The organism is Halomonas maura (assembly GCF_030409305.1).
GTDB lineage: Bacteria > Pseudomonadota > Gammaproteobacteria > Pseudomonadales > Halomonadaceae > Halomonas > Halomonas maura.
Map to the genome: position 1 here is coordinate 46,165 of NZ_JAUFPQ010000020.1, position 19,866 is coordinate 66,030.

21 protein-coding genes are annotated in these 19,866 nt (G+C 73.7%); 4 read left to right on the forward strand and 17 right to left on the reverse strand.

What is annotated here, in order from left to right; translation table 11 throughout:
• Positions 1-2: 2 nt before the first annotated feature.
• From QWY76_RS13975 to QWY76_RS14050, 16 genes are all read right to left on the reverse strand, one after another.
• Positions 3-623, reverse strand: coding sequence for a 4'-phosphopantetheinyl transferase superfamily protein (locus QWY76_RS13975; protein ID WP_290311908.1), 621 nt, complete (start codon positions 621-623; stop codon positions 3-5).
• Positions 617-1,342 carry a 3-oxoacyl-ACP reductase FabG gene (fabG, locus tag QWY76_RS13980; protein ID WP_290311909.1) on the reverse strand — a complete coding sequence of 242 codons (726 nt, stop codon included), beginning with the start codon at positions 1,340-1,342 and terminating at the stop codon, positions 617-619. The genes QWY76_RS13975 and fabG overlap by 7 nt, the downstream gene beginning before the upstream one ends.
• A 9-nt stretch (positions 1,343-1,351) precedes the next feature.
• Positions 1,352-1,810: a hotdog family protein gene (locus tag QWY76_RS13985; RefSeq protein WP_290311910.1), complete on the reverse strand. Its 459-nt coding sequence runs from the start codon at positions 1,808-1,810 to the stop codon at positions 1,352-1,354.
• Between the two features lies 1 nt (position 1,811).
• Positions 1,812-2,999 (reverse strand): beta-ketoacyl-ACP synthase, encoded by a 1,188-nt coding sequence (locus QWY76_RS13990; protein ID WP_290311912.1) that lies wholly within the window; start codon positions 2,997-2,999, stop codon positions 1,812-1,814.
• Positions 2,996-3,577 carry a DUF3261 domain-containing protein gene (locus tag QWY76_RS13995; protein ID WP_290311913.1) on the reverse strand — a complete coding sequence of 194 codons (582 nt, stop codon included), beginning with the start codon at positions 3,575-3,577 and terminating at the stop codon, positions 2,996-2,998. The genes QWY76_RS13990 and QWY76_RS13995 overlap by 4 nt, the downstream gene beginning before the upstream one ends.
• Positions 3,574-4,836 (reverse strand): NAD(P)/FAD-dependent oxidoreductase, encoded by a 1,263-nt coding sequence (locus QWY76_RS14000; RefSeq protein ID WP_290311915.1) that lies wholly within the window; start codon positions 4,834-4,836, stop codon positions 3,574-3,576. The genes QWY76_RS13995 and QWY76_RS14000 overlap by 4 nt, the downstream gene beginning before the upstream one ends.
• On the reverse strand, positions 4,820-7,156 hold the full coding sequence (locus tag QWY76_RS14005) for an MMPL family transporter (protein WP_290311916.1): 2,337 nt from the start codon (positions 7,154-7,156) through the stop codon (positions 4,820-4,822). The genes QWY76_RS14000 and QWY76_RS14005 overlap by 17 nt, the downstream gene beginning before the upstream one ends.
• Positions 7,143-7,694: a LolA family protein gene (locus QWY76_RS14010; RefSeq protein WP_290311917.1), complete on the reverse strand. Its 552-nt coding sequence runs from the start codon at positions 7,692-7,694 to the stop codon at positions 7,143-7,145. The genes QWY76_RS14005 and QWY76_RS14010 overlap by 14 nt, the downstream gene beginning before the upstream one ends.
• Positions 7,695-7,731: 37 nt before the next feature.
• The gene (locus QWY76_RS14015; RefSeq protein ID WP_290311918.1) at positions 7,732-9,285 is read right to left on the reverse strand and encodes an HAL/PAL/TAL family ammonia-lyase; all 1,554 of its coding nucleotides are present in this window, start codon (positions 9,283-9,285) and stop codon (positions 7,732-7,734) included.
• Positions 9,278-10,204: a lysophospholipid acyltransferase family protein gene (locus tag QWY76_RS14020; protein WP_290311920.1), complete on the reverse strand. Its 927-nt coding sequence runs from the start codon at positions 10,202-10,204 to the stop codon at positions 9,278-9,280. The genes QWY76_RS14015 and QWY76_RS14020 overlap by 8 nt, the downstream gene beginning before the upstream one ends.
• A complete protein-coding gene (locus QWY76_RS14025; RefSeq protein WP_290311921.1) occupies positions 10,201-10,962 on the reverse strand; it encodes a glycosyltransferase family 2 protein in 762 nt (253 codons plus the stop codon). The genes QWY76_RS14020 and QWY76_RS14025 overlap by 4 nt, the downstream gene beginning before the upstream one ends.
• Positions 10,952-12,712 carry an ApeI family dehydratase gene (locus QWY76_RS14030; RefSeq protein WP_290311922.1) on the reverse strand — a complete coding sequence of 587 codons (1,761 nt, stop codon included), beginning with the start codon at positions 12,710-12,712 and terminating at the stop codon, positions 10,952-10,954. The genes QWY76_RS14025 and QWY76_RS14030 overlap by 11 nt, the downstream gene beginning before the upstream one ends.
• Positions 12,705-13,259 (reverse strand): COG4648 family protein, encoded by a 555-nt coding sequence (locus QWY76_RS14035; protein ID WP_290311923.1) that lies wholly within the window; start codon positions 13,257-13,259, stop codon positions 12,705-12,707. Before QWY76_RS14035 ends, QWY76_RS14030 begins: the two co-directional genes overlap by 8 nt.
• A 21-nt stretch (positions 13,260-13,280) precedes the next feature.
• Positions 13,281-13,544: a phosphopantetheine-binding protein gene (locus QWY76_RS14040; RefSeq protein ID WP_290311924.1), complete on the reverse strand. Its 264-nt coding sequence runs from the start codon at positions 13,542-13,544 to the stop codon at positions 13,281-13,283.
• A 40-nt stretch (positions 13,545-13,584) separates the two neighbouring features.
• Positions 13,585-14,271 carry a beta-ketoacyl synthase chain length factor gene (locus QWY76_RS14045; protein WP_290311925.1) on the reverse strand — a complete coding sequence of 229 codons (687 nt, stop codon included), beginning with the start codon at positions 14,269-14,271 and terminating at the stop codon, positions 13,585-13,587.
• A gap of 113 nt (positions 14,272-14,384) precedes the next feature.
• On the reverse strand, positions 14,385-15,248 hold the full coding sequence (locus QWY76_RS14050; protein ID WP_290311926.1) for a MurR/RpiR family transcriptional regulator: 864 nt from the start codon (positions 15,246-15,248) through the stop codon (positions 14,385-14,387).
• 225 nt (positions 15,249-15,473) lie between these two features.
• Between QWY76_RS14050 and zwf the strand changes: the two genes are divergently transcribed.
• From zwf to QWY76_RS14070, 4 genes are all read left to right on the forward strand, one after another.
• Positions 15,474-16,982 (forward strand): glucose-6-phosphate dehydrogenase, encoded by a 1,509-nt coding sequence (gene zwf / locus QWY76_RS14055; RefSeq protein WP_290311927.1) that lies wholly within the window; start codon positions 15,474-15,476, stop codon positions 16,980-16,982.
• A 1-nt stretch (position 16,983) separates the two neighbouring features.
• A complete protein-coding gene (gene pgl / locus QWY76_RS14060; RefSeq protein ID WP_290311928.1) occupies positions 16,984-17,658 on the forward strand; it encodes a 6-phosphogluconolactonase in 675 nt (224 codons plus the stop codon).
• Positions 17,659-17,691: 33 nt separating this feature from the next.
• Positions 17,692-18,354, forward strand: coding sequence for a bifunctional 4-hydroxy-2-oxoglutarate aldolase/2-dehydro-3-deoxy-phosphogluconate aldolase (locus tag QWY76_RS14065; protein ID WP_290311930.1), 663 nt, complete (start codon positions 17,692-17,694; stop codon positions 18,352-18,354).
• A 365-nt stretch (positions 18,355-18,719) separates the two neighbouring features.
• On the forward strand, positions 18,720-19,229 hold the full coding sequence (locus tag QWY76_RS14070; protein ID WP_290311931.1) for a hypothetical protein: 510 nt from the start codon (positions 18,720-18,722) through the stop codon (positions 19,227-19,229).
• 277 nt (positions 19,230-19,506) lie between these two features.
• Here QWY76_RS14070 and QWY76_RS14075 read toward each other — a convergent pair.
• Positions 19,507-19,866, reverse strand: a 360-nt coding sequence (locus QWY76_RS14075; protein WP_494337411.1) for a phosphoglucose isomerase-related protein, incomplete at its 5' end; no start/stop codon positions are given.

A 19,866-nucleotide genomic window follows, 5' to 3' on the forward strand; every position in this document is an offset into this window, starting at 1 on the left:
GCTCAGGGCAGGGCGTCGTGGGACAGGCGCCTCAGCGGCAAGCGCGGGGCGGCGGTGATGCGCAGCCGGGCATCGGGGGCACAGATCGACAGGGTCCAGTCGGCCTCCTGCCACTGCCAGGCGAGGAGGCCGCCGCCGGGTCCGAGGCGGGCCAGGCGGGTGGCGAGCACCGCGGGCGGCGGCCGGCCGGCGAGGCACGCCAGCTTGAAGAGCGCCTCGTGGAGGGTCCAGGCGCGGTAGAAGGCCGCCGGCGGATCCCCGGCGGCGAGGATGGCCCGACGCACCTCGGGCTCGGGCAGTCGGGCGACCAGCGCCGCCAGGCGCCTGGCATGGCGGGCCCTGGCATGCTCCAGGTCGAGGCCGACGGGACAGTCGGCGAGCCCCGCCACGACCCGCTCGTCGCGATGGGAGAGGGCCGCGTGCAGCCCGGTGGGCAGGGCGGGGTGGCGTGGCGGCCCCGAGCCCCGCGGCGACCAGCCGTCCAGCGGACAGTCCAGGCCGCGGCGCCGCGCCAGGCGGCTGAGCAGCTCGCGTCCCCGCCGCGAGGGCGCGTCGCGGTCGCGACCGGGAGGCACCCGCGCCATCACCAGGTCCAGCGTCGGCGCGGAGCAGGACCTCAGCACAGGCCGCCGTTGACGCCGAACACCTGGCGGGTGATATAGCCCGCCTCGGCGGAGCACAGGAAGCTGACCAGGGCGGCGACCTCGTCGGCGGTGCCGGCGCGGCGCATGGGGATCTGGCCGAGGGTCGCCGCATCCAGCTGGTCTTCCGCCATCTCTGTGTCGATCAGTCCGGGGGCCACGCAGTTCACGGTGATCCCGCGGCTGGCCAGTTCCACGGCCAGGGCCTTGGCCGCGCCGATCAGGCCGGCCTTGGCGGCGCTGTAGTTGACCTGGCCACGGTTGCCCATCAGTCCCGAGACCGACGACATCACCACGATGCGGCCCGGAGCCCGGCGCCGCACCAGCGGCAGGACCAGCGGCTTGACCACGTTGTGGAAGCCGTCGAGGTGGGTGTGCAGCACGTTGTCCCAGGCCTCGTCGCTCATGGCCGCGAAGGTGGCGTCGGCGGTGATCCCGGCGTTGCACACCACGCCGTAGTAGGCGCCGTGGGCCGTGACGTCGTCCTCCAGGACGCGGCGCGCGCTCTCGCGGTCGGTGACGTCGAAGCACAGCAGGCGGGCGTGGCCGCCCGCCCGGCGGACCTGCGCCACCACGGCCTCGGCGTCGGCCGAGGGGCGGCGGGCGTGCACCACCACATCGAAGCCGTCGCGGGCCAGGCGCAGGGCGATGGCGCGGCCGATGCCGCGGCTGGAGCCGGTGATCAGGATGCTGTCGTTCATGGCGTCTCGTCAGGCGGGGGAGGCCCCGCGTCGATGGGGTTCGAAGACCTGCAGCCGGCCCTCGGCCAGCGGCTCGCCGCCGGAGGCCAGCACGCGGCCGTGGAACTCGGCCAGGCCATTGTCGGCCCGGAAGTCGAGGTTCACCTCGACCCGGACCCGGCGTCCCAGGGCGAAGTGGCCCACCGGGCAACAATAGCGCCGGCTGCCCACCAGGAAGCCGACCGCCGGGGCCTCGCCGCGGCGCGCCGCCTCGACGCCGGCCCAGGCCGCGACGGCCTGGGCCAGCCATTCGAGGCCCACCCAGCCGGGGATGCCCCGGGGCGTGGCGAAGGGATCGTCGGGGCCGGGGCGGGTCTCGGCGGCGAGGAAGCCGTCGTCCAGCGCCACCAGCCGCTCGAGCAGGCACATGGCCTGGCGGTGGGGCACGTAGGGCGCGATGGGGCAGGGCAGGTCGGGCAGGTCGGGCATGTCAGTCGTGGCGTCCCAGCAGCAGGGCGGCGTTGTTGCCGCCGAAGGCGAACGAGTTGCTCAGCGCCAGGCGCGGCCTGGCGGCGGCGCTAGAGGTCACCAGCGGCAGCGCGGGCAGGTCGGGATCGTAGTGACCGTCGTAGACGTGGCGCGGCAGGAAGCCGGCGTCGAGGGCCAGCCAGCAGAAGGCCGCCTCCAGGGCCCCGGCGGCGCCCAGGGTATGGCCGGTGAGGGCCTTGGTCGAGCTGCAGGGCGGCGGGGCGGCGAACAGCGCGGCGATGGCCGCCGCTTCCATGCGGTCGTTGTGAGGGGTGCCGGTGCCGTGGAGGTTGAGGTAGTCGACCTCCTCGGGGCGCCGCCCGGCCTGCTCCAGCGCCTCGCGCATGGCCGCCAGGGCGCCGCTGCCGTCGGGCCGCGGCGCCGACACATGATAGGCATCGGCGCTCTCCCCGATGCCCTCGAGCTGGATGCCGCCCGCGGTGGCCTCGACCACGAACAGGGTCGCCGCCTCGCCCAGGTTGATGCCGTCGCGGTGGCGCGAGAAGGGCTCGCAGGGCCGTTCGCTGATGGCCTCGAGGCTGGCGAAGCCGTTGACGGTGAGCCGGCACAGGCTGTCGGCGCCCCCGGCGATCACCGCGTCGCACTCGCCGGCGAGCAGCAGCCGGCGGGCACTGGCCAGGGCCCGGGCCCCGGAGCTGCAGGCGGTGGAGAGGGCGTAGGCCGGCCCGGCCAGGCCCAGCCGGTCGGCGACGAAGCGGGCCGGCGCGCCCAGCTCCTGCTGGGCATAGCGGAAGCCGTCGGGCAGCGGCCCCTGGCCCGCCCGGGCCAGGGCCTGCTCGGTCTCGGCGATGCCGGAGGTGCTGGTGCCGATCACCACCCCGATGCGTGCCGGATCATGGCTGGCGAGCACCCGGTGCAGCGGCGCCGCGAGGCGTTCCAGGGCGGCGGCCAGCAGGCGATTGTTGCGGCTGCGGTGGGCCGCCGGCCAGTCGTCCGTCGCCGGGAGGGGGACCGTGACGCGGCCCAGCGGCAGCGGCCGGCCGGGAGTGTAGGCGTCGTCGGTGGTCAGCCCTCGGCGCCCCTCGGCCAGCGCCTCGCGGAGCTCGGCGAGGCCGCTGCCCAGGCTGCAGACGATGGCCGGCGGCGACAGCCGACAGGGCTGCCGTGGCGGGCAGGGACGTGGGCTCATGGCGGGTCTTCCTTCAGGGGGGCGATGGTCAGACGGTACTCACCCTGGCGGTCATCCAGCAAGACCCGCTGCGGGCTCCCGAGCCGGGGATCGGCCGGGCGGATGCGCGCGACCAGGCTGCCGCGATGGCGGATCTCGCGGCTGTCGCCGACCCGCGCCACCGACCAGGGCGTCCCGGCGAAGGCCTGCCGCAGGGCCTCCAGGGGCCACAGGCACCATTCCAGGCGGGCGGCCAGCCAGTCGGCCGGGACCGGCAGCGGGGCCTCCCCGGGGACGGCGGCGTCGCCGCTCTCGTAGCGGCTGCCGCGGGCATCCCGGACCAGGGTGGCCAGGCGCTGGCCGTAGGGGGTGAGCAGCACGGCGCGCAGGCGGTCTGCCTCCAGGCTGACCACCATGATCAGCGTCCGGGCCTGCTGCGGACTGGCGTCGGGGGTCAGGGTCAGGCGTCGCTGGACCGGTCCCATGGCCGGCATCGCCGCCAGCGCCGGCGAGGGCGGCGGGGCCGGCCGCAGCGCGGCGCAGCCGCCCAGCTGCAGGGTCAGCAGCAGCGCCGGCAGCAGGCTCGACAGCGCCCTCACGGGCCCCCCCCGGGAGATGGCCGGTGAGCGCAGAGGCGGGCCAGGGCGGTCAGGCGGCGATTCGGGGCCCGCACGAAGGGGTTGTCGTCATCCCAGGCATAGCCGGCCAGTACCGCGCTGATCTGCCGGCGCAGCGAGGCGGGCTGGCGGGGATGGAAGATGATCGCCGGCAGGCGGCCGTCGTACCAGGCCTCGACGAAGGCCCGGAAGGTGGCGATGCCGCGGCGCAGCGGCGTCTCGAAGGCCGCCGCCCAGTCGATCGCCTCGCCGTCCAGCCGACGGGCGACCAGGGGCGCGGCCAGCAGCGCCGAGCGCAGGGCGATGGTGACGCCCGAGGAGAACACCGGGTCGAGGAATTCCCCGGCATTGCCGAGCACGGCGTAGCCGGGGCCATGCAGGCGGCAGGCCGCGGCGGCATAGCCCTGGAGCTCGCCGAGCGGGCGGCGGCGCCGCGCGTCCCGCAGCAGGCCGCGCAGGCGGGGTTCGGCGTCCAGCAGCGCCTGCCAGCGCGCCTCGGGCGTGCCGCCGTGGCGGGCCAGGGCCGCGGGATCGCCGACCACCCCCAGTGAGGCGCGGCCGCCGCTGAAGGGGATCAGCCAGTACCAGACGCCGGCTTCCCGGGGATGGATCGCGATGAGGATCTTGTCGCGGTCGAAGGCGGCGTCGCGGATGCCATCGTCGACATGGCTGAAGAGGGCCTGGCGCGGCGCCAGCCGGGGTGGCCGGGCGAGGCTCAGGGCGCGGGCGATCACCCGCCCGGGACCGCTGGCATCGAGCAGGAAGCGGGCCGTCAGGACCCGGGTGCGTCCGTGCTGGTCGACCCGGGTGAGGCGGGGGCGCCGGTGGTCCGGGTGGACCTCGGTGACCGTCACGCCGAATTCGACCTCGACGCCCTGCCCGCTGGCGGCGTGGATCAGCCGCTGGTCGAAGTCGGCGCGCTCGACCTGATAGGTGTGGCGCCAGCCGGGGCCCGGCTGGTCGCGGAAGTCGACGGTAGCCTCCCGCCCCCGCCAGGTGAAGGCGGCACCGTCCTTGACCTGGTAGCCGCCGCGCTGGACGCTGTCGAGCAGGCCGGCCCGCGAGAGGTCCTCCATGCACGCCGGCAGCAGGCTCTCGCCGAGGCAGAAGCGCGGGAAGTGGTCACGCTCCAGCACCCGTACCCGGTAGCCGGCGCGGGCCAGCCAGGCGGCGGCCGCCGCACCGGCGGGGCCGGCGCCGATGATCAGCACGTCCGCGTCGGTGTCAGGGTGTCTCGACATGGGCACTCTCCCTTGGCGAGGTCTCGACGCCGGGGGCGGCCCAGCGTGCCAGCCACCATACCAGGGCCAGGCCGATCAGGCAGGACAGTCCCAGGTAGTGCAGCGCGGGGGTGGCGCTGAAGGCCAGCAGCCCGAAGGCCAGCAGGCTGGTCAGGGTGGACAGGCTGATGGCCAGCCAGGTGGCCGCCCGGCCCTCGGCCTCGGCGCCGAAGATGCCGGCATCCAGGCCGATGCCCAGCACCAGCAGCAGGCCGAGCTGGCTGAACACGTTCAGCGGGACCCCGGCCAGGGCGTAGACCCCGAGCACGCCGAGTACGCCCCCCAGCGGGGGCGTCAGCACCCGCCAGGTGTGTCCACGATAGCGCCAGGCCAGGCCCAGCGCGAGCAGCGCCAGGGCGCCGCCCAGCCAGCCGGCGATCTGGCCGCGCAACTCGCCGAGCAGCCGGCCCAGGCGGGCGGCGCGATCCACGTAGGTGACCCCCGGCCGGGCATCGGCCAGGGCCTGCAGGCGGGCGTCCAGCGCCTCGGCCCCGGCGCCGGCGGGCAGGTCGGTCAGCAGGATCAACGCGGCCACGCCGTCACCGCTGTCACCAAGCCACAGGCGCCGCTGGTGACGTCCCGGCGGGGACCCCAGCCAGGCCTCGACGCCGAGCAGCGGCACGGCCTCGAGCCGGGCGCGGGCCCGGTCCAGGGTCCGGGGGGGCAGGCCGGCGCGCGCCACCAGCTCGGCCAGCGGCTCGCCGTAGAGCCGGCGCACCCGCTCGAGGTCGGCGGCCTGGCGCGCCGGCGAGGGCACGCTGTCGGTGAGGTTATGGACCGAGAAGTCGGCGCCCTGGTCGCGCCAGCGCTCGAGGGTCGCCCCCAGGCCCTCGAGGCGCTCGAGCAGGCGCGGCTCGTCGGCGCCGCGGACCAGCAGGTAGCGGCGGCCGGTGTCGCGGCCCAGCAGGCCCTGGAGGGCGCGCTCCTCGGCCAGCAGCTCGGCCGGCGAAGGGTTGAGCAGGGCGAGGCTGTCGTCGGTGTCGAGTCGCCAGGCGATCACGGCGACCACCAGCAGCAGGCCGACCAGCGCCAGGCGCGGCGAGAGCCCGCCGCGGGGGCCGGCCCGGAGCCACCAGACCCGCGCCAGGCGCGCGGTCACCGGGTGCGGGGCGAGGCGCAGGCGGGGCAGCCAGAGCACCACGGTGAGCCAGGCGCCGGCCAGCCCCAGGGCAGCGAACACCGCCATCTGGCGCAGGCCCGGCATGGGCGTCAGGGCCTGGGCCAGGTAGGCCACCAGGCTGGAGGCCAGGCCGAGGGCCAGGGCCGGCAGCATGGCGTGCAGCCGGAAGCGCCGGCCCTGGACCGCGCGACGGCACTGCAGGTGCAGGGCATAGTCGATGGCGATGCCGATCAGGCTGGCACCGAAGGCCAGGGTCAGCAGGTGCAACCGACCGAACAGCAGCAGGGTCAGCGGCAGGGCCAGCAGCAGCCCCGTCGCCAGTGGCAGCAGCATCTGGGCGATGGCCCGCGGCGAGCGGAACACGGCCAGCAGCATGCCGAGCAGGCCGGCCAGGGCGCCCAGGCCGATGGTGGTGATCTCGCCGCGCGCCTGGCGGGCCCCGGCGGCGGCGTGGAAGACCAGCCCCGAGCGGGAGAGCGTCGCCTCGGGGTGGGCGGCGCGGAAGGCGTCCAGGGCGGTGGTCAGCGAGCGCTGGGCGGCCAGGTCATAGGGCGAGGCGGCGAGGTGGCCGATCAGCAGGGCCTGGGGCCGGCCGTCGTCGGTCACCGTCAGCAGGCCGTCTCGACTCTGCACCGGGCTGGTGTCGTGGGCGGCCAGCCAGCGGTCCAGCAGGCCGAAGGGATCGGCGACCGGATCGGTGGTGGCGGTCGGCGAGAACAGCGCGCGCAGGGCCGGTGCCACCAGGGACCGGCCGCCGTCGGCGTCGATTTCCCGGCGCACTTCCGCGGTGAGCAGGCGGTAGCGGGACTCGCCGAGGCGCTGGTCGGGGCCGCGGTCGGCCAGGTCGCTGGCCCGCCAGTCGAGGCGGTCGAGCAGCGGGCGCTCGCCGTCGGTGGCCTGCAGGGCCCGGGCCAGGTCGGCGGCCGCCCCCGCCAGCGACGGCGCGTCGAGCAGCAGCACGAAGCGCTCGGCGAAGGCCTGGCCGAGCTGGTCGTCCGCTCGCTCGACCAGCGGCGTGCGGCGATCCTCCGGCAGCATCGCGGTGAGCCGGGTGTCGGCCGGCAGGCCGTCGCGCAGCTGCCACGCCAGCAGCAGGGCGCAGCCCAGCAGCAGGCCGGCCCAGAGGGCGGCCAGCAGACGCCCGGCGTCAGGGCGCGGCATCGCCGGTCTCCACGGGCCGCTGGTCGGAGAGGCGCACCCTCAACCGGTCGCCGTTGGTCGCGTCCAGTGCCAGTCGCTCCAGGTAGCGGCCGCCGCGCAGGCGGATCTCGTCGATGCGCTGGCGCAGGGCCGCCTGGCGGGGTCGCAGGGTGACCCGCCAGGCGTCGGCATCGCCGCTCAGGCTCAGGGTGAAGCGCTCCTCGAGGGCCTGCCAGTGGCCCTGCAGCAGGTCGAGGAACAGCGTGGCGGCCTCGGCCTGGCGGCGGTCGCCCGCGCCCAACTCGGGGGGCGCGTCGGCCGAGAACTCGAGGCGCTCCTCGACCGGCGTCTCGAGGGTCCACACCACCCGCGCGTCGCGCTCGTAGCGGAAGTGGCCGGTGCTCTCCAGCTGGCTGTCGAGGTCGGCCAGGTGACGGGTCTGGACGAAGCGTCCCTCCAGGCTGGGCGTGGCCTCGAGCCGGCGTTGCAGGTCCCCGAGCCCGAAGGCCAGGACCGTGGTGGGCAGCAGGCATAGCAGCAGGGTGAGCAGGCGGGTCATGGGCGGTCTCCCTGAGGGGTCCGGCGGTGCCGGGCGGTCATTCCGGATAGAGGTGCCGGGCGAGGCGGGGCAGGTGCCGGCAGAGCCCGCGCAATTCCGATTCCAGGGCCCGGTCCTCGGCGAGGAAGGGGACCCGTCGGCGCAGGCGTTCCTGCCAGGCGGCCAGGGCCGGGGGCGGGGCGCAGGCCGACCGGTCGCGGCGCAGGTCCAGGGCCTGCCCGGCGGCGTGCAGCACGCCGGCGACGACCTGTTCGGTCAGGGTGATCACGCGCAGGGCATCGCGGGCGGCGATGGTGCCCATGCTGACCTTGTCCTGGTTGTGGCACTCCGTGGAGCGCGAGAACACGCTGGCCGGCATGGTCAGCTTGAGGGCCTCCGCCGTCCAGGCCGAGACGCCGATCTGCAGCGCCTTGTAGCCATGGTTGAGGGCCAGCCGCTCGGCGTCGGCGCCGCTGAGGTTGGCGGGCAGCCCGTGGTTGTAGCGCGGGTCCACGAGCAGCGCGAGCTGGCGGTCGAGCAGGTCGGCCAGGTTGGCCACCAGGGGCTTCAGGGCATCCATGGCGAAGGCCACGTGGCCGCCGTAGAAGTGGCCGCCATGCAGCACCTTGCCGGCCTCGGCGTTGATCAGCGGGTTGTCGTTGGCGCTGTTGAGCTCGCGCTCGAGCTGGGCATGCAGCCAGGGCAGGGCATCCTCGAGCACGCCGATGACATGGGGGGCACAGCGCGTCGAGTAGCGGTCCTGGAGGCGCGAGGGGTTGCGCGGGGTGGTGCCGGGGGTGTCCCGTCCCAGGTCGTCGCGCAGCCGCGCGGCGACGCGCTGCTGGCCGGGGTGCGGCTTGGCCGCGAAGAGGTCGGCATCGAAATGGTAGGGGTTGCCGTCCAGCGCCCAGACGCTCATGGCGGTGATGCGGCTGGCCAGCCGCGACAGCCGTTCGGCGCGGCCCCAGGCCAGGGCGGCCAGGGCGGTCATCACCGCGGTGCCGTTCATCAGCGCCAGGCCCTCCTTGGGGCGCAGCCGGTAGGGGGCCAGGCCGCGCTCGGCGAAGGCCTCGGCGGTGGCCCGGCGGCGGCCGCCATCGAACACCTCGCGCTCGCCGCAAAGCACCGCGGCGAGGTAGGACAGCGGGGTCAGGTCGCCGCTGGCGCCCACCGAGCCCTCGGCGGGGATCACCGGGACCACGTCGTGCTCGAGCAGCCAGGCCAGCCGCTCGAGCAGCGCCAGGCTGACCCCCGAGACCCCGCGGCACAGGGACACCAGGCGCACCAGCACCACGGCCCGGGCGGCCTCCACGTCGAGCACCTCGCCCAGGCCGCAGCCGTGGAAGGTGTAGAGGTGGCGGGGCAGCTCCTCGTGCAGCTCGGCGGGAACGGCCCGGGTGCAGGCGTCGCCGAAGCCGGTGGTGACGCCGTAGATCACGCCGTCCTCCGCCAGCAGGCGGTCGAGGAAGGCGGGGCCGGCGGCGATGCGCGCGCGAAAGGCCGGGTCGTCGGAGAGTTGGACCCGGCGCCGGCGGTGGGCCACGGCCTCGACGGCCGCCAGCGCGACGTCACGGCCATCGAGGACCAGGGGGGGAGCGGTAGTGTCAGTCATGGGCGTGCCAGAAGGGAAAGAAGTTGAACCATTGCAGGGGATGCTGGCGGCACTGGGCGGCGAGCCAGTCGACATAGCGTTGCATGGCCTCGAGATACCAGGCCTCGCGGGACTTGCGAGCGAGCCGCGTGGTGTCGTCGAAGGCGCTGAAGGCGATCCGGTAGGCGGACCCCTCGCGCAGGCAGCTCAGGGTGTAGACCGGGCAGCGCAGCAGGGCCGCCAGCCGGAACGGGCCCTCCGGGAAGGGGGCCGGCCGGCCCAGGAAGGGCAGGCGCCGGGTGCGGCCCCGCTCGGCGAGGGGCACGCGGTCGGCGGCGATGACCACGAAGCCGCCGGCCTGGATGCGGGCCGCCAGGCGCATGGCGGTGGCCGGCGAGATATCGCCGACCTCGACGATCTCCGGGCCCTGCCGGCCGGTGGTGCGGGCCAGCAGGCGGTTGAACTTGCGCGAGTTGCGGGTATGCATCAGCTGGGTGACATGGAAGTCCGGTCGGCGCTGGCCCAGCGCGCTGCAGATCTCCAGGTTGCCCAGGTGGGAGACCAGGATCAGCCCGCCCCGGCCGCCGCGGATGGCGGTGTCCAGCCGCGCATGGTCCTCGGGGGCGATGCGCACCGCGGGGGGCAGGCCGCTCCAGGCGTCGACCTTGTCCATCAGCACCTGGCCGAAGGCCATGAAGTGACGCAGGCCCAGCAGGCGCGGATGGCGGGGTGGCTGCCCGGCGTGCTCCGGCCAGATGCGGGCCAGGTACTCCCGGGAGGCGCGGCGTGGCAGCGGGTGGCTGAGGTAGTAGTAGAGCACCACCGGGCCCAGCACCAGGCGGAACGGCAGTCGGCCCAGGTGGCGGCGGATCCACACCATGGCGCGCATCCCGGCCAGGCTGCCGCGCTCCTGAATCTGCGCCCAGTGGCTGGCCCTCATGGCGGCGGCCCTCCGCTGCGCTGGCCGCCGACCAGGCGCGGCAGCCGGCACAGCATGCCGAGCAGCAGCCGCGCATGCATGCCGGCGAGCAGCAGGTTGTCCCGCCACAGCGCATAGTGGGAGACGCCGTCCAGCGGGTAGTGCACGCGCACCGGCAGGTTGGCGACCGGCCCGCCGGCCCACAGCCAGCGTACCGGCAGCTCGGTGTCGAACTGCATGCGGTCGCCGCAGTCGTGGCGGGCCACCAGCCGGTTGGTGGCCGCCACCGGGAACAGCTTGACCCCGCACATGGTGTCGCGCAGCGACAGCGACAGGGTGCTGATCCACACCAGCACGTGGGTGGCGTAGCGTCCGTAGAAGCGGTGGCGGGGCACGCTGGCGTCGAAGCGGGGGTAGCCGATACGCAGCTCGCCGGGGGCCTCGGCCAGGCCGGCGAGGAAGGGCGGCAGGTCCTCGGGGGCATGCTGGCCGTCGGCGTCCACCTGCAGGGCATGGGTGAAGCCCCGGCGCTGGGCCTCGCGCAGCCCGGCCTTGACCGCGGCGCCCTTGCCGCGGTTCTGCGGCAGGCGCAGCAGCAGGGTGTCGGGCTCCCGGGCCAGGGCGTCGAGCACGGCCGCGCAGTCCGGGTCGCTGCCGTCGTCCACCAGCAGCACCGGGACGCCCAGCGGGCGCACGCCGGCACAGGTGGCGGCGATGGCCGCGCCATGGTTGTACACGGGGATCAGCACACAGGAGCGAATCGGCGGCTCAGCCGGCATGATCGACCTCCCCCCGGGCGAGTTGCACCCGGCCCCGGGCATGGCAGCCGTGCCGGCCGGTCAGCGAGAAGGCCAGGCGCGGTCCCGCGGCGGTGGTGTCCACGGCCAGCTCGAGGGTGGCTCGCTCGCCGGGCAGCAGCGGTTGGGGGAAGCGCACCCGGGCCAGGTCGCGGAACTCGCCGGCCAGGCCCAGGTGCTCCTCGGCCAGGGCCACCGCCCACTGCACCAGCACCACGCCCGGCACCACCGGCTGCTCGGGGAAGTGGCCGGCCAGGTAGCTCAGCCGCTCGGGCACCTCCAGGGTCACCCGGCAGCGCCCCGCGCCCTCCGTCTCGACGCCGAGCCAGCGGGGCCTTCGCGGGTCGTCGAGGTCGCGGAACAGGCGGGCCACCTCGGCCGCGCCCAGCTTGCCCTGGGCATTGGTGGGCCAGGTCGCGACGAAGCGCCAGTGGCGCGGCATCAGCGAGGCGGGATAGGCGCCCGCCAGGGCGTCGCGCAGCTCGGCCACCCGGGCGCGCCGCGCCTCGCGACACCAGGGCAGCGCCGGGGCGGCGAGCTGGAGCACGGCTCCCAGGCGATGGGGGCGTCCCGGCAGCGGCAGGGCATGGGCCCGCAGGACGTCCGGGTGGCGGGCGAGGCGACGCTCCAGGCCGGTGAGCGACAGCCGCTTGCCTCCCACCTTGGCGATGCGGTCGGCCCGCCCCAGCAGGCGGAAGCCCTGTGGCCCGGGCGCGATGCGATCCGCCTGGGGCCGCCACTCGGCGGTCTCGAGATAGGCGGAGCGCAGCCACAGGCCGCCCGCGTCGTCGGCGCGCACCTCGACGCCGGGCAGGGGCGTCCAGGCCTCGCCCCGCTGCTGGTCGCGCCAGGCGATGCCGCCGGTCTCGGAGCTGCCGTAGACCTCCTCGACCGGCGCGCCGAGTACCCGGCGGGCGTGGGCGCTGGCCGCGGCGGAGAGGGGCGCGCCCGAGGAGTGGACCCGGGCCAGCCGGCCGGCCGCGGCCGGCGGGAGGAGCGTCTCCGGCAACCGCTCCAGGGGCGGCGGCGCGCTGACCAGCACCGCGCCCGGCGGGGCCGCCGGCGCCTCGGCCAGGCGACCCAGCCAGGCGCCGAGCGTCTCGGGGGTCCGGCAGGCGGCGCCGGCCAGGGGGGCTCCCTCGCAGAGCGGGCGCAGGATGCCGAACAGCAGGCCGTAGATGTGCTGGTGGCTGACCTGGCTGATCACCAGCCGTCCCTCGAGGGGCCACAGCCGGGCATGGGCCGCCAGCTCGGCGTCGAGCTGGGCGAAGCTCTTGTCGATGCGTTGTGGCTCGCCGCTGGAGCCCGAGGTGTAGAGCGACAGGGCCCGCCGCGACGGCTCCAGGGGCCCCCAGTGGGGCGGTGACGGCGAGGGGGCGGCGACGAGGCCGCCGGCAACGTCGCCGAGGGCGGCGCGGCACTCGGTGGCGAGGGCCTGGAGGGTCTCGGGGCGATCGTCGGCCGGCAGCACGGCGCTGTCGCCGCGCGCCCACAAGGCGATCAACGCCGCCGCGAATTCCCGGGGGCACCGGCAATGCAGCAGCCAGCGCTGGCCGGGGACGGCCAGGGCGTCCAGCCGGCGCTGCCAGGCCCCGATGCGACCGTGCAGCTCGGCCCAGGCGACGGGGCGGCCGGCATCGGCGTCCCAGGCGGCCATCCGCGACGGGGCGACATGGCGCCAGGGCTGGCTCGTCAAGGGGGCGTCGCTGGGGGGGCGAGCGGGGTTAGACACGATGGCGGTTCCTGACACGTTGGCGGATGCACCACTCGGCGGCGAACAGCGTGGCGCCGAGGGCGTAGGCGATGGCGCCATTGTACAGGGTCCAGAGGGCGAGGTCGGCGGCCAGCGCCGTCCACAGCGCCAGGCCGCCGTTGACCAGGAAGAAGCCGCACCAGACCCCGGTCACGCGCCGGGTGTAGCGGACCCCGGCGGGGGAGAGGTCGGGCTCCTGGCGACGGGCGAGACGCTCGACCACGCAGGGCGGGCGGCACAGCGAGCTGGCGAACACCGCCAGCAGCACGGCGTTGGCCGCCACCGGCCAGGCCCTGACGCCGAGTTCCGCCCGGCCCAGGGCGATCATCGCCAGGGCGGCGAGGCAGGGGACCAGCGCCCAGCGGCGATGGGCGGCGGGCAGTCGCCAGGCGGCCAGCAGGGCGACCAGCCCCAGCAGGGGGGCGGCCCCCAGGCGGGGCAGCAGGACGAGGACCAGCAGCGGCCAGGCCAGCAGGCCGGCGACGGCCAGGGGCGTGGCGAGGGACGGGAGGCGCGGGCGGGACATGGCCGGGACGGGGCAGCCGCCTCAGTCGTTGCGCCGTGCCTCGACCAGGGCCACCAGGCTTCGCAGGCTGGCGAAGTGGCGGCGGGCCTCCTCGCTCTCGGCCTCGAGCTGGATGCCGTAGGTCTTCTGCAGCGCCAGGCCCAGCTCGAGGGCATCGATGGAGTCCAGGCCCAGGCCCTCGACGAACAGCGGCGCGTCGGGATCGATGTCCTCGGGGGTGGTGTCCTCGAGCTCCAGGGTCTCGATGATCAGCTGCTTGAGTTCGTGTTCCAGTGGGGTCGCCATGGGCGGCTCCTTCGTCCAGGGATGGGGATATCGAACCGGGTCAGCCGGCCAGCCGCCAGCGCAGGCGGCGGCCGGGGCAGTCCAGCGGGGCCTCGCCGAGCAGCCAGCGGATGACGTCCGTGGGCTGCGGGGCCCGGGCGGGCACGGCGTCGGCCGGCAGGGGCTCGGCGGTGATCACACGGCCCGTGGCGGTGCCCAGTCGCATGGCCACCGCGGCCAGCTCGACCTCGGGGGTGTCCGCCCCGCGGAAGCGCTCCGGCACCGGGGCGTCGCTGAAGACCACGACGACCGAGCCCTCGCTGTCGGCCAGGTAGCCTCGGGCCTCGCCGAACAGGGCGGCCAGCTCGGCCCCCGAGGCCGCCAGGGCCTGCTGGGAGCGGCGGTTGCCCGAGGCGATCGAGTGGACGCCGAGGATGGCGTTGTGCACCGAGAGGCCGAAACGGGCGGGCGAGACCGGCTGCCCGGCGGTGAGCGCCTCGAGCATCTGCAGGGTGCGCTCCCCGTCACCATGGCGCGAGGCATGGATCAGCACCCGGCTGGCCTCCGGGTCCAGCGCGTCGAGCATGTCGCTGATCGCGCGACCGGGAAGGTTCAGGCGACGGCGCAGCATCGCCGGCACGGCCTGACCGGCCGGACGCTCCTCCACCGACAGGCGGGGGTCGTCAGGGCGGGCCTGGCCGGGCCACCAGGCGCGCCAGTCCTGCAGGGTCAATGGCGGTGGGGGCATCGCGGCTCCGTGTCATGGCCGGCCGTCGGGGCCGGGGGTCCTCGTCTGCTATGACCGCCGCCGGGACCGGATGACTCCGCCCGCGAGGCGAGTGGAGGTCCGAGACGCCGGTCTCACTCCCCGCTGCCGGCGGGGAAGCGAGTCGGCTTCAGGCTGTCCTTGATCTTCTTCAGGTGGGGCAGGAAGTCCTCGCCGCGGCGCAGCGTCACGCCGGTGGCCAGGACATCGATCAACGCCAGCTGGATCATCCGCGAGGTCATCGGCATATAGTGTTCGGTGTCCTCCGGGGCAGTCACCGCCAGGGTCTCGGTGCACTCGTCGGCCAACGGCGAGTCGGGGGCGGTGATGCCGAGCACCACGGCGCCATTTTCCCGGGCCAGGCGGGCGATGTCCACCAGCTCGCGGGTGCGGCCGGTGTAGGACAGGATCACCACCACGTCGCCGGTGTGGCAGGCGGCGGCGACCATGCGCTGCATCAGCACGTCGATGTAGGCCGACACCGGGATATTGAAGCGGAAGAACTTGTGCAGGGCGTCCTGGGCCACGGCCCCGGAGGCGCCCAGCCCGAAGAAGTGCAGCTGCTTGGCCTGGGTCAGGTAGTCGACCACCCGCTCGACACGGGCGGGATCCACCTCGCGACTGGCGACGTCCAGGGCGGCGATGGTGGCGCCGAAGATCTTGCTGGTGTAATCGCCGGCGGCGTCGCCGGGCTCCACCGCCTGGCTGACGTAGGGCGTGCCGCCGGCCAGGCTCTGGGCCAGCTTGATCTTGAAGTCCGGATAGCCCTTGGCATCGAAGCTGCGGCAGAAACGGTTTACGGTGGGCTCGCTGACCGAGGCGGCATGCGCCAGACTGGCGATGCTCATGCTGGTGGCGGTGCCGGGGTCGGCGAGGATGACGTCGGCGACCTTGCGTTCGGAACGGTTGAGCTCATCGAGTCGGCGGCGGATGCGGTCCAGCAGATCGTGACTGACCATGAGCGAGTGTGTCTCCCTGACGGCGGGGGCGCCACGGGCGCCACCGGTTATTAGATGTACGTGGTGATTTAACTACATTATGGGGCGCATCCTAGCGCGACCCGAGGGGCAAGTCACAGGCGTTGGTCGTGGGCTTGGCATTTAGTAGTAATTTTACAAAATATTTTGGATGCTGGCGCCGCGTTGCGCTAGAATTTTTGCTAAGTTAACCAAATGGGGGCGGACATGAGCCAACACAAGCGGTCCGGCGAGGCCCGGACCTCCGGCGACATCGACACGGCAATCGATCTCGCCCTGTTCGGCGCACTCGGCGACCTCTCGCAGCGCAAGCTGTATCCCGCGCTCTATCAGCTCGACCGGGAGGGGCTGCTCGACGAGGACACCCGCGTGCTCGGCGTGGCGCGTCAGGACGTGGATGCCGAGGGCTTCCGCAGCAAGGTGGAGGCGGCGCTCAAGCGCTACGTCAAGGCGGAGGAGATGGATCGTGCGGTCGTCAAGCGCTTCCTGGCTCGCCTCGACTACAGCCAGCTGGATGCCACCCAGCCGGAAGGCTATGCGGCCATCCGCGAGTGGCGCCAGGCCGGCAGCGCCCGCCCCCTGGTCGTCTACCTGGCGGTCGGCGCCAGCCTCTACGGCGACATCTGCCGTCACCTGGAGGCCAGCGGCAGTCTCGACGAGCGCAGCCGGGTGGTCGTGGAGAAGCCCATCGGCTTCGACCTGGCTTCCAGCCAGGAGGTCAACGACGCCATCGGGGCGGTCTTCCCCGAGTCGCGGATCTACCGCATCGACCACTACCTGGGCAAGGAGACGGTCCAGAACCTGATCGCGCTGCGCTTCGCCAACCCGCTGTTCGGCACCCAGTGGAACCAGAACCATATCTCCCACGTGGAGATCACCGTGGCCGAGAAGGTCGGCATCGAGGGGCGCTGGGGCTACTTCGACAAGGCCGGCCAGCTGCGCGACATGGTCCAGAACCATCTGCTGCAGCTGGTCTGCCTGATCGCCATGGACCCGCCCGCCAACCTCGACGCCGATGCCATCCGCGACGAGAAGGTCAAGGTGCTCAAGGCGCTCAAGCCCTTCACCGACGACATGCTGGGCCGCGACGTGGTGCGCGGGCAGTACATCGCCGGCACCGCCGACGGGGCGAGCGTGCCGGGCTACCTCGACGAAGACGACGCCAACACCGACAGCCACACCGAGACCTTCGTGGCGATGAAGACCGGGGTGTCCAACTGGCGCTGGGCGGGGGTGCCGTTCTACCTGCGCACCGGCAAGCGCATGCCGGCCAAGATGTCGCAGATCGTCATTCACTTCCGCCAGCAGCCTCACTACATCTTCGATCCCGACCAGCGCGCCCTGGCGGCCAACAAGCTGGTGATCCGCCTGCAGCCCGAGGAAGGCATCGCGCTGGAGGTGCTGACCAAGGACAGTGGCCTGGACAAGGGCATGCGCCTGCGCAAGGGGCCGCTGCACCTGGACTTCAACAGCGCCTTCGCCAAGTCGCGCATCCCCGATGCCTACGAGCGCCTGCTGCTCGAGGTCATGAAGGGCCAGCAGTACCTCTTCGTGCGCCGCGACGAGGTGGAGCACGCCTGGAGATGGTGCGACAGCCTGATCGCCGCCTGGCAGGACGACCAGGCCCCGCGGCGCTATCCCGCCGGTTCCTGGGGGCCGGTGGCGTCGATCGCGATGATCACCCAGGATGGCCGCAGCTGGTACGAGGACTACTGAGATGAGCGATATCCCCACCCCCCGCGACGCCCTGGCCCGGCAACTCGCCGAGGCCGTGGCCGAGGCCCTGAGAAGCGACCTGGCCCACCGCGAGCGGGCCCTGCTGGTGGTGTCCGGTGGCTCGACCCCGGTGCCCTTCTTCCACGCCCTGGCGGCCATGGCGTTGCCCTGGTCGCGCATCGACGTGACCCTGGCCGACGAGCGCTGGGTGGCCGAGACGGCCGACGACAGCAACGCCCGCCTGGTGCGCGAGCACCTGCTCCGGGGCGCGGCCGCCGAGGCCCGCTTCGTGCCGCTGACCAGCGACGCCGCGACCCCCGAGGAGGGGGCGGCCGAGGTGGGCAGCCGCATCGCGGCGCTGAGCTGGCCGGCCAGCGTGGTGATCCTCGGCATGGGCGGCGATGGCCACACGGCCTCGCTGTTCCCGGACAGCCGGGAGCTCGAGCTGGCCCTGTCCACCGACGAGCCGGTGGTGGCGGTGCGCACGCCGAGCCAGCCCCAGCCGCGCATCACCCTGAGTGCCGATCGCCTGCACCAGGCCTTGCGCCACTTCCTGCACATCACCGGCGAGGAGAAGCGCGCGGTCCTCGGCCGGGCCCTGGCCGGCGACGATACCCGAACGTTGCCGATCCGCGCCTTCCTGGCCAGCCCCCTGAGCATCCACTGGGCGCCCTGAGCCCCCGACGGACCCGATTCCTGGAGCCACGACATGACCATCGAAAAACAGCTGCCTTCCACCCGTATCACCGAGATCGACAGCATCTGCCTGAAGGCCGAGGTGATCCCGGTGCTGGCGATCCAGCGCGTGGAAGACGCCGTGCCCCTGGCCACCGCCCTGGTCGAGGGCGGCCTCAGCGTGCTGGAGGTCACCCTGCGCACCGACTGCGCCCTGGAGGCCACCCGGCGCATCAAGGAGGCGCTGCCCCAGGCCAGCGTCGGCATCGGCACCGTGCTGACTCCGGCCCAGTATCGCCAGGCCGAGCAGGTCGGCGCCGATTTCGTGGTGACCCCGGGGACCACCGAGGCCCTCTATCGCTATGGCGTCTCCAGCCCCGTGCCGATGCTGCCCGGCGTGGCCACGGTGTCGGAGCTGATGATCGGCTGGCAGTTCGGCTATCGCCGCTTCAAGTTCTTCCCCGCCGAGGCGAGCGGCGGCGTCAAGGCGCTCAAGGCCTTCGCCGGCCCGATTCCCGAGGCGCGCTTCTGTCCCACCGGCGGCATCGGCCTGGACAACGCCGACGACTACCTGGCGCTCAAGAACGTGATGTGCGTCGGTGGCTCCTGGCTGACGCCCCAGTCCCTGGTCGAGGCCGAGGACTGGAAGGCCATCCGCCAGCTGGCCCGGGAAGCCGCGGAGCGCTTCCACCACTGAATTCATGGGTTCTCTCTCGACAGCCAGTCGCTGTCCTTGCGCCCCGGCCACCCTGGCCGGGGCTTTTTTTGGTCGAGACGTTGATGCCGGCATCATTGCCTACATGCACCATGGGCTCGCATCGCACGCGCCGTCCGGACGCGAGCGGTGCGTCGCTGCCATGCCGTGCGATCCGCTGGCGCGCCGGCGACCTCGGCTCAACGACTTACGATCTGTCGAGAGTTGGCACTATCCTTGCATTGGCTAGATGCCGTTGCCCGATGGGCGCCGCCCCCGACGGCGTTCGCGGCACGCCGCCTGGCTGGGTTGTCGGGCGGCCTTCATGGCGGCTTCTTGTCCCCTTCGGAAACATGAGGAAGCGATCAATGGACGACATCACGACGCTCACCCTGCTGCCCCAGGAACGCTTGACGCTCGCCAGTGGCCTCGAAAGCCAGGACCTGCAGCGCTACCGTCGGCTCGCCCAGGACCTGGCGTCGCGCCACGCCGATATCAGCCGCGTGATGACCGGCCTCGGCGTCGAGTGCGAGCAGCAGCTCGAGGCGCTGCAGGAGGCGGCGGAGCACATGGAGCTGGGCTCCTGTGTCACCCGGGGCGATGAGCCGGCAGGCGCCGCGGCCAGCATCGCCGAGGCGCGAGCGTCGTCGTCGGTCGATGCGCGGGGGGTGAGCGAGGTGCTGGAGGAAGCGCTGGATGCCGCCGACGAGGCGAGCCGGTTATCCCGACTGTTGCTGGACACCAATGTCACCCCGGAACTCGAGACGCCGCTGCTGAGCTTCGCCCGCCACAAGCAGGCGGAGTGCGGCGTGCTGCGGGAGTGCCTGACGGACCACGCCGGGCAAGCGGCGGCGCCCCGCCGGGCCGTGACCGCCTGAGCGGCCTGCCGGTCCGCCGGCCGGTGGTGGTGCGGCTGGTGGCGGGGAGCGCGCGGCTGACGGAGGATCGCTAGCGAGGCGTCATCGATCCTCCGCAGTAGGTCATCGCGTCTTCCCGGCCCCCTGCCGGGTGTCTCCGAGCCGCGGCGTGGCGACGCGACACGCAAGGGGCCGGAGGCTAGCTCCCCCGGCCCTGTTGCACTGCGCCTTGCCCGTCGTTGGCGTCACGGCCTCCCGGCCGCTTGACGGCGAAGCGGGAGAGGGGCGCGGCGGGGCCTCATGTCGATGTCGCTTGCCGGGCTTTCGGATCACGCTTGTCGTTCGACTGGCGGCGCTTGTTCGCGGGCTCTTCCTGGGGCTCGTTGTGCTGAGCGGGGAAGTGCGCGCGGACCAGCGTGAGCAGGCCCTGGGTGGAGCCGTCGAAGTCCTGGCTGTGCGCGTCGATGCGGCTGCTGATCTCGCCGGCGATGCGCTTGCCGAGCTGCACGCCCCACTGGTCGAAGGAGTTGATGTTCCAGATCACCCCCTGGACGAACACCTTGTGCTCGTAGAGCGCGATCAGTGCGCCGAGGTTTCTCGGCGTCAGCTCGTCGAGCAGCAGGGTGCTGGAGGGGCGGTTGCCCGGGCAGCTGTAGGG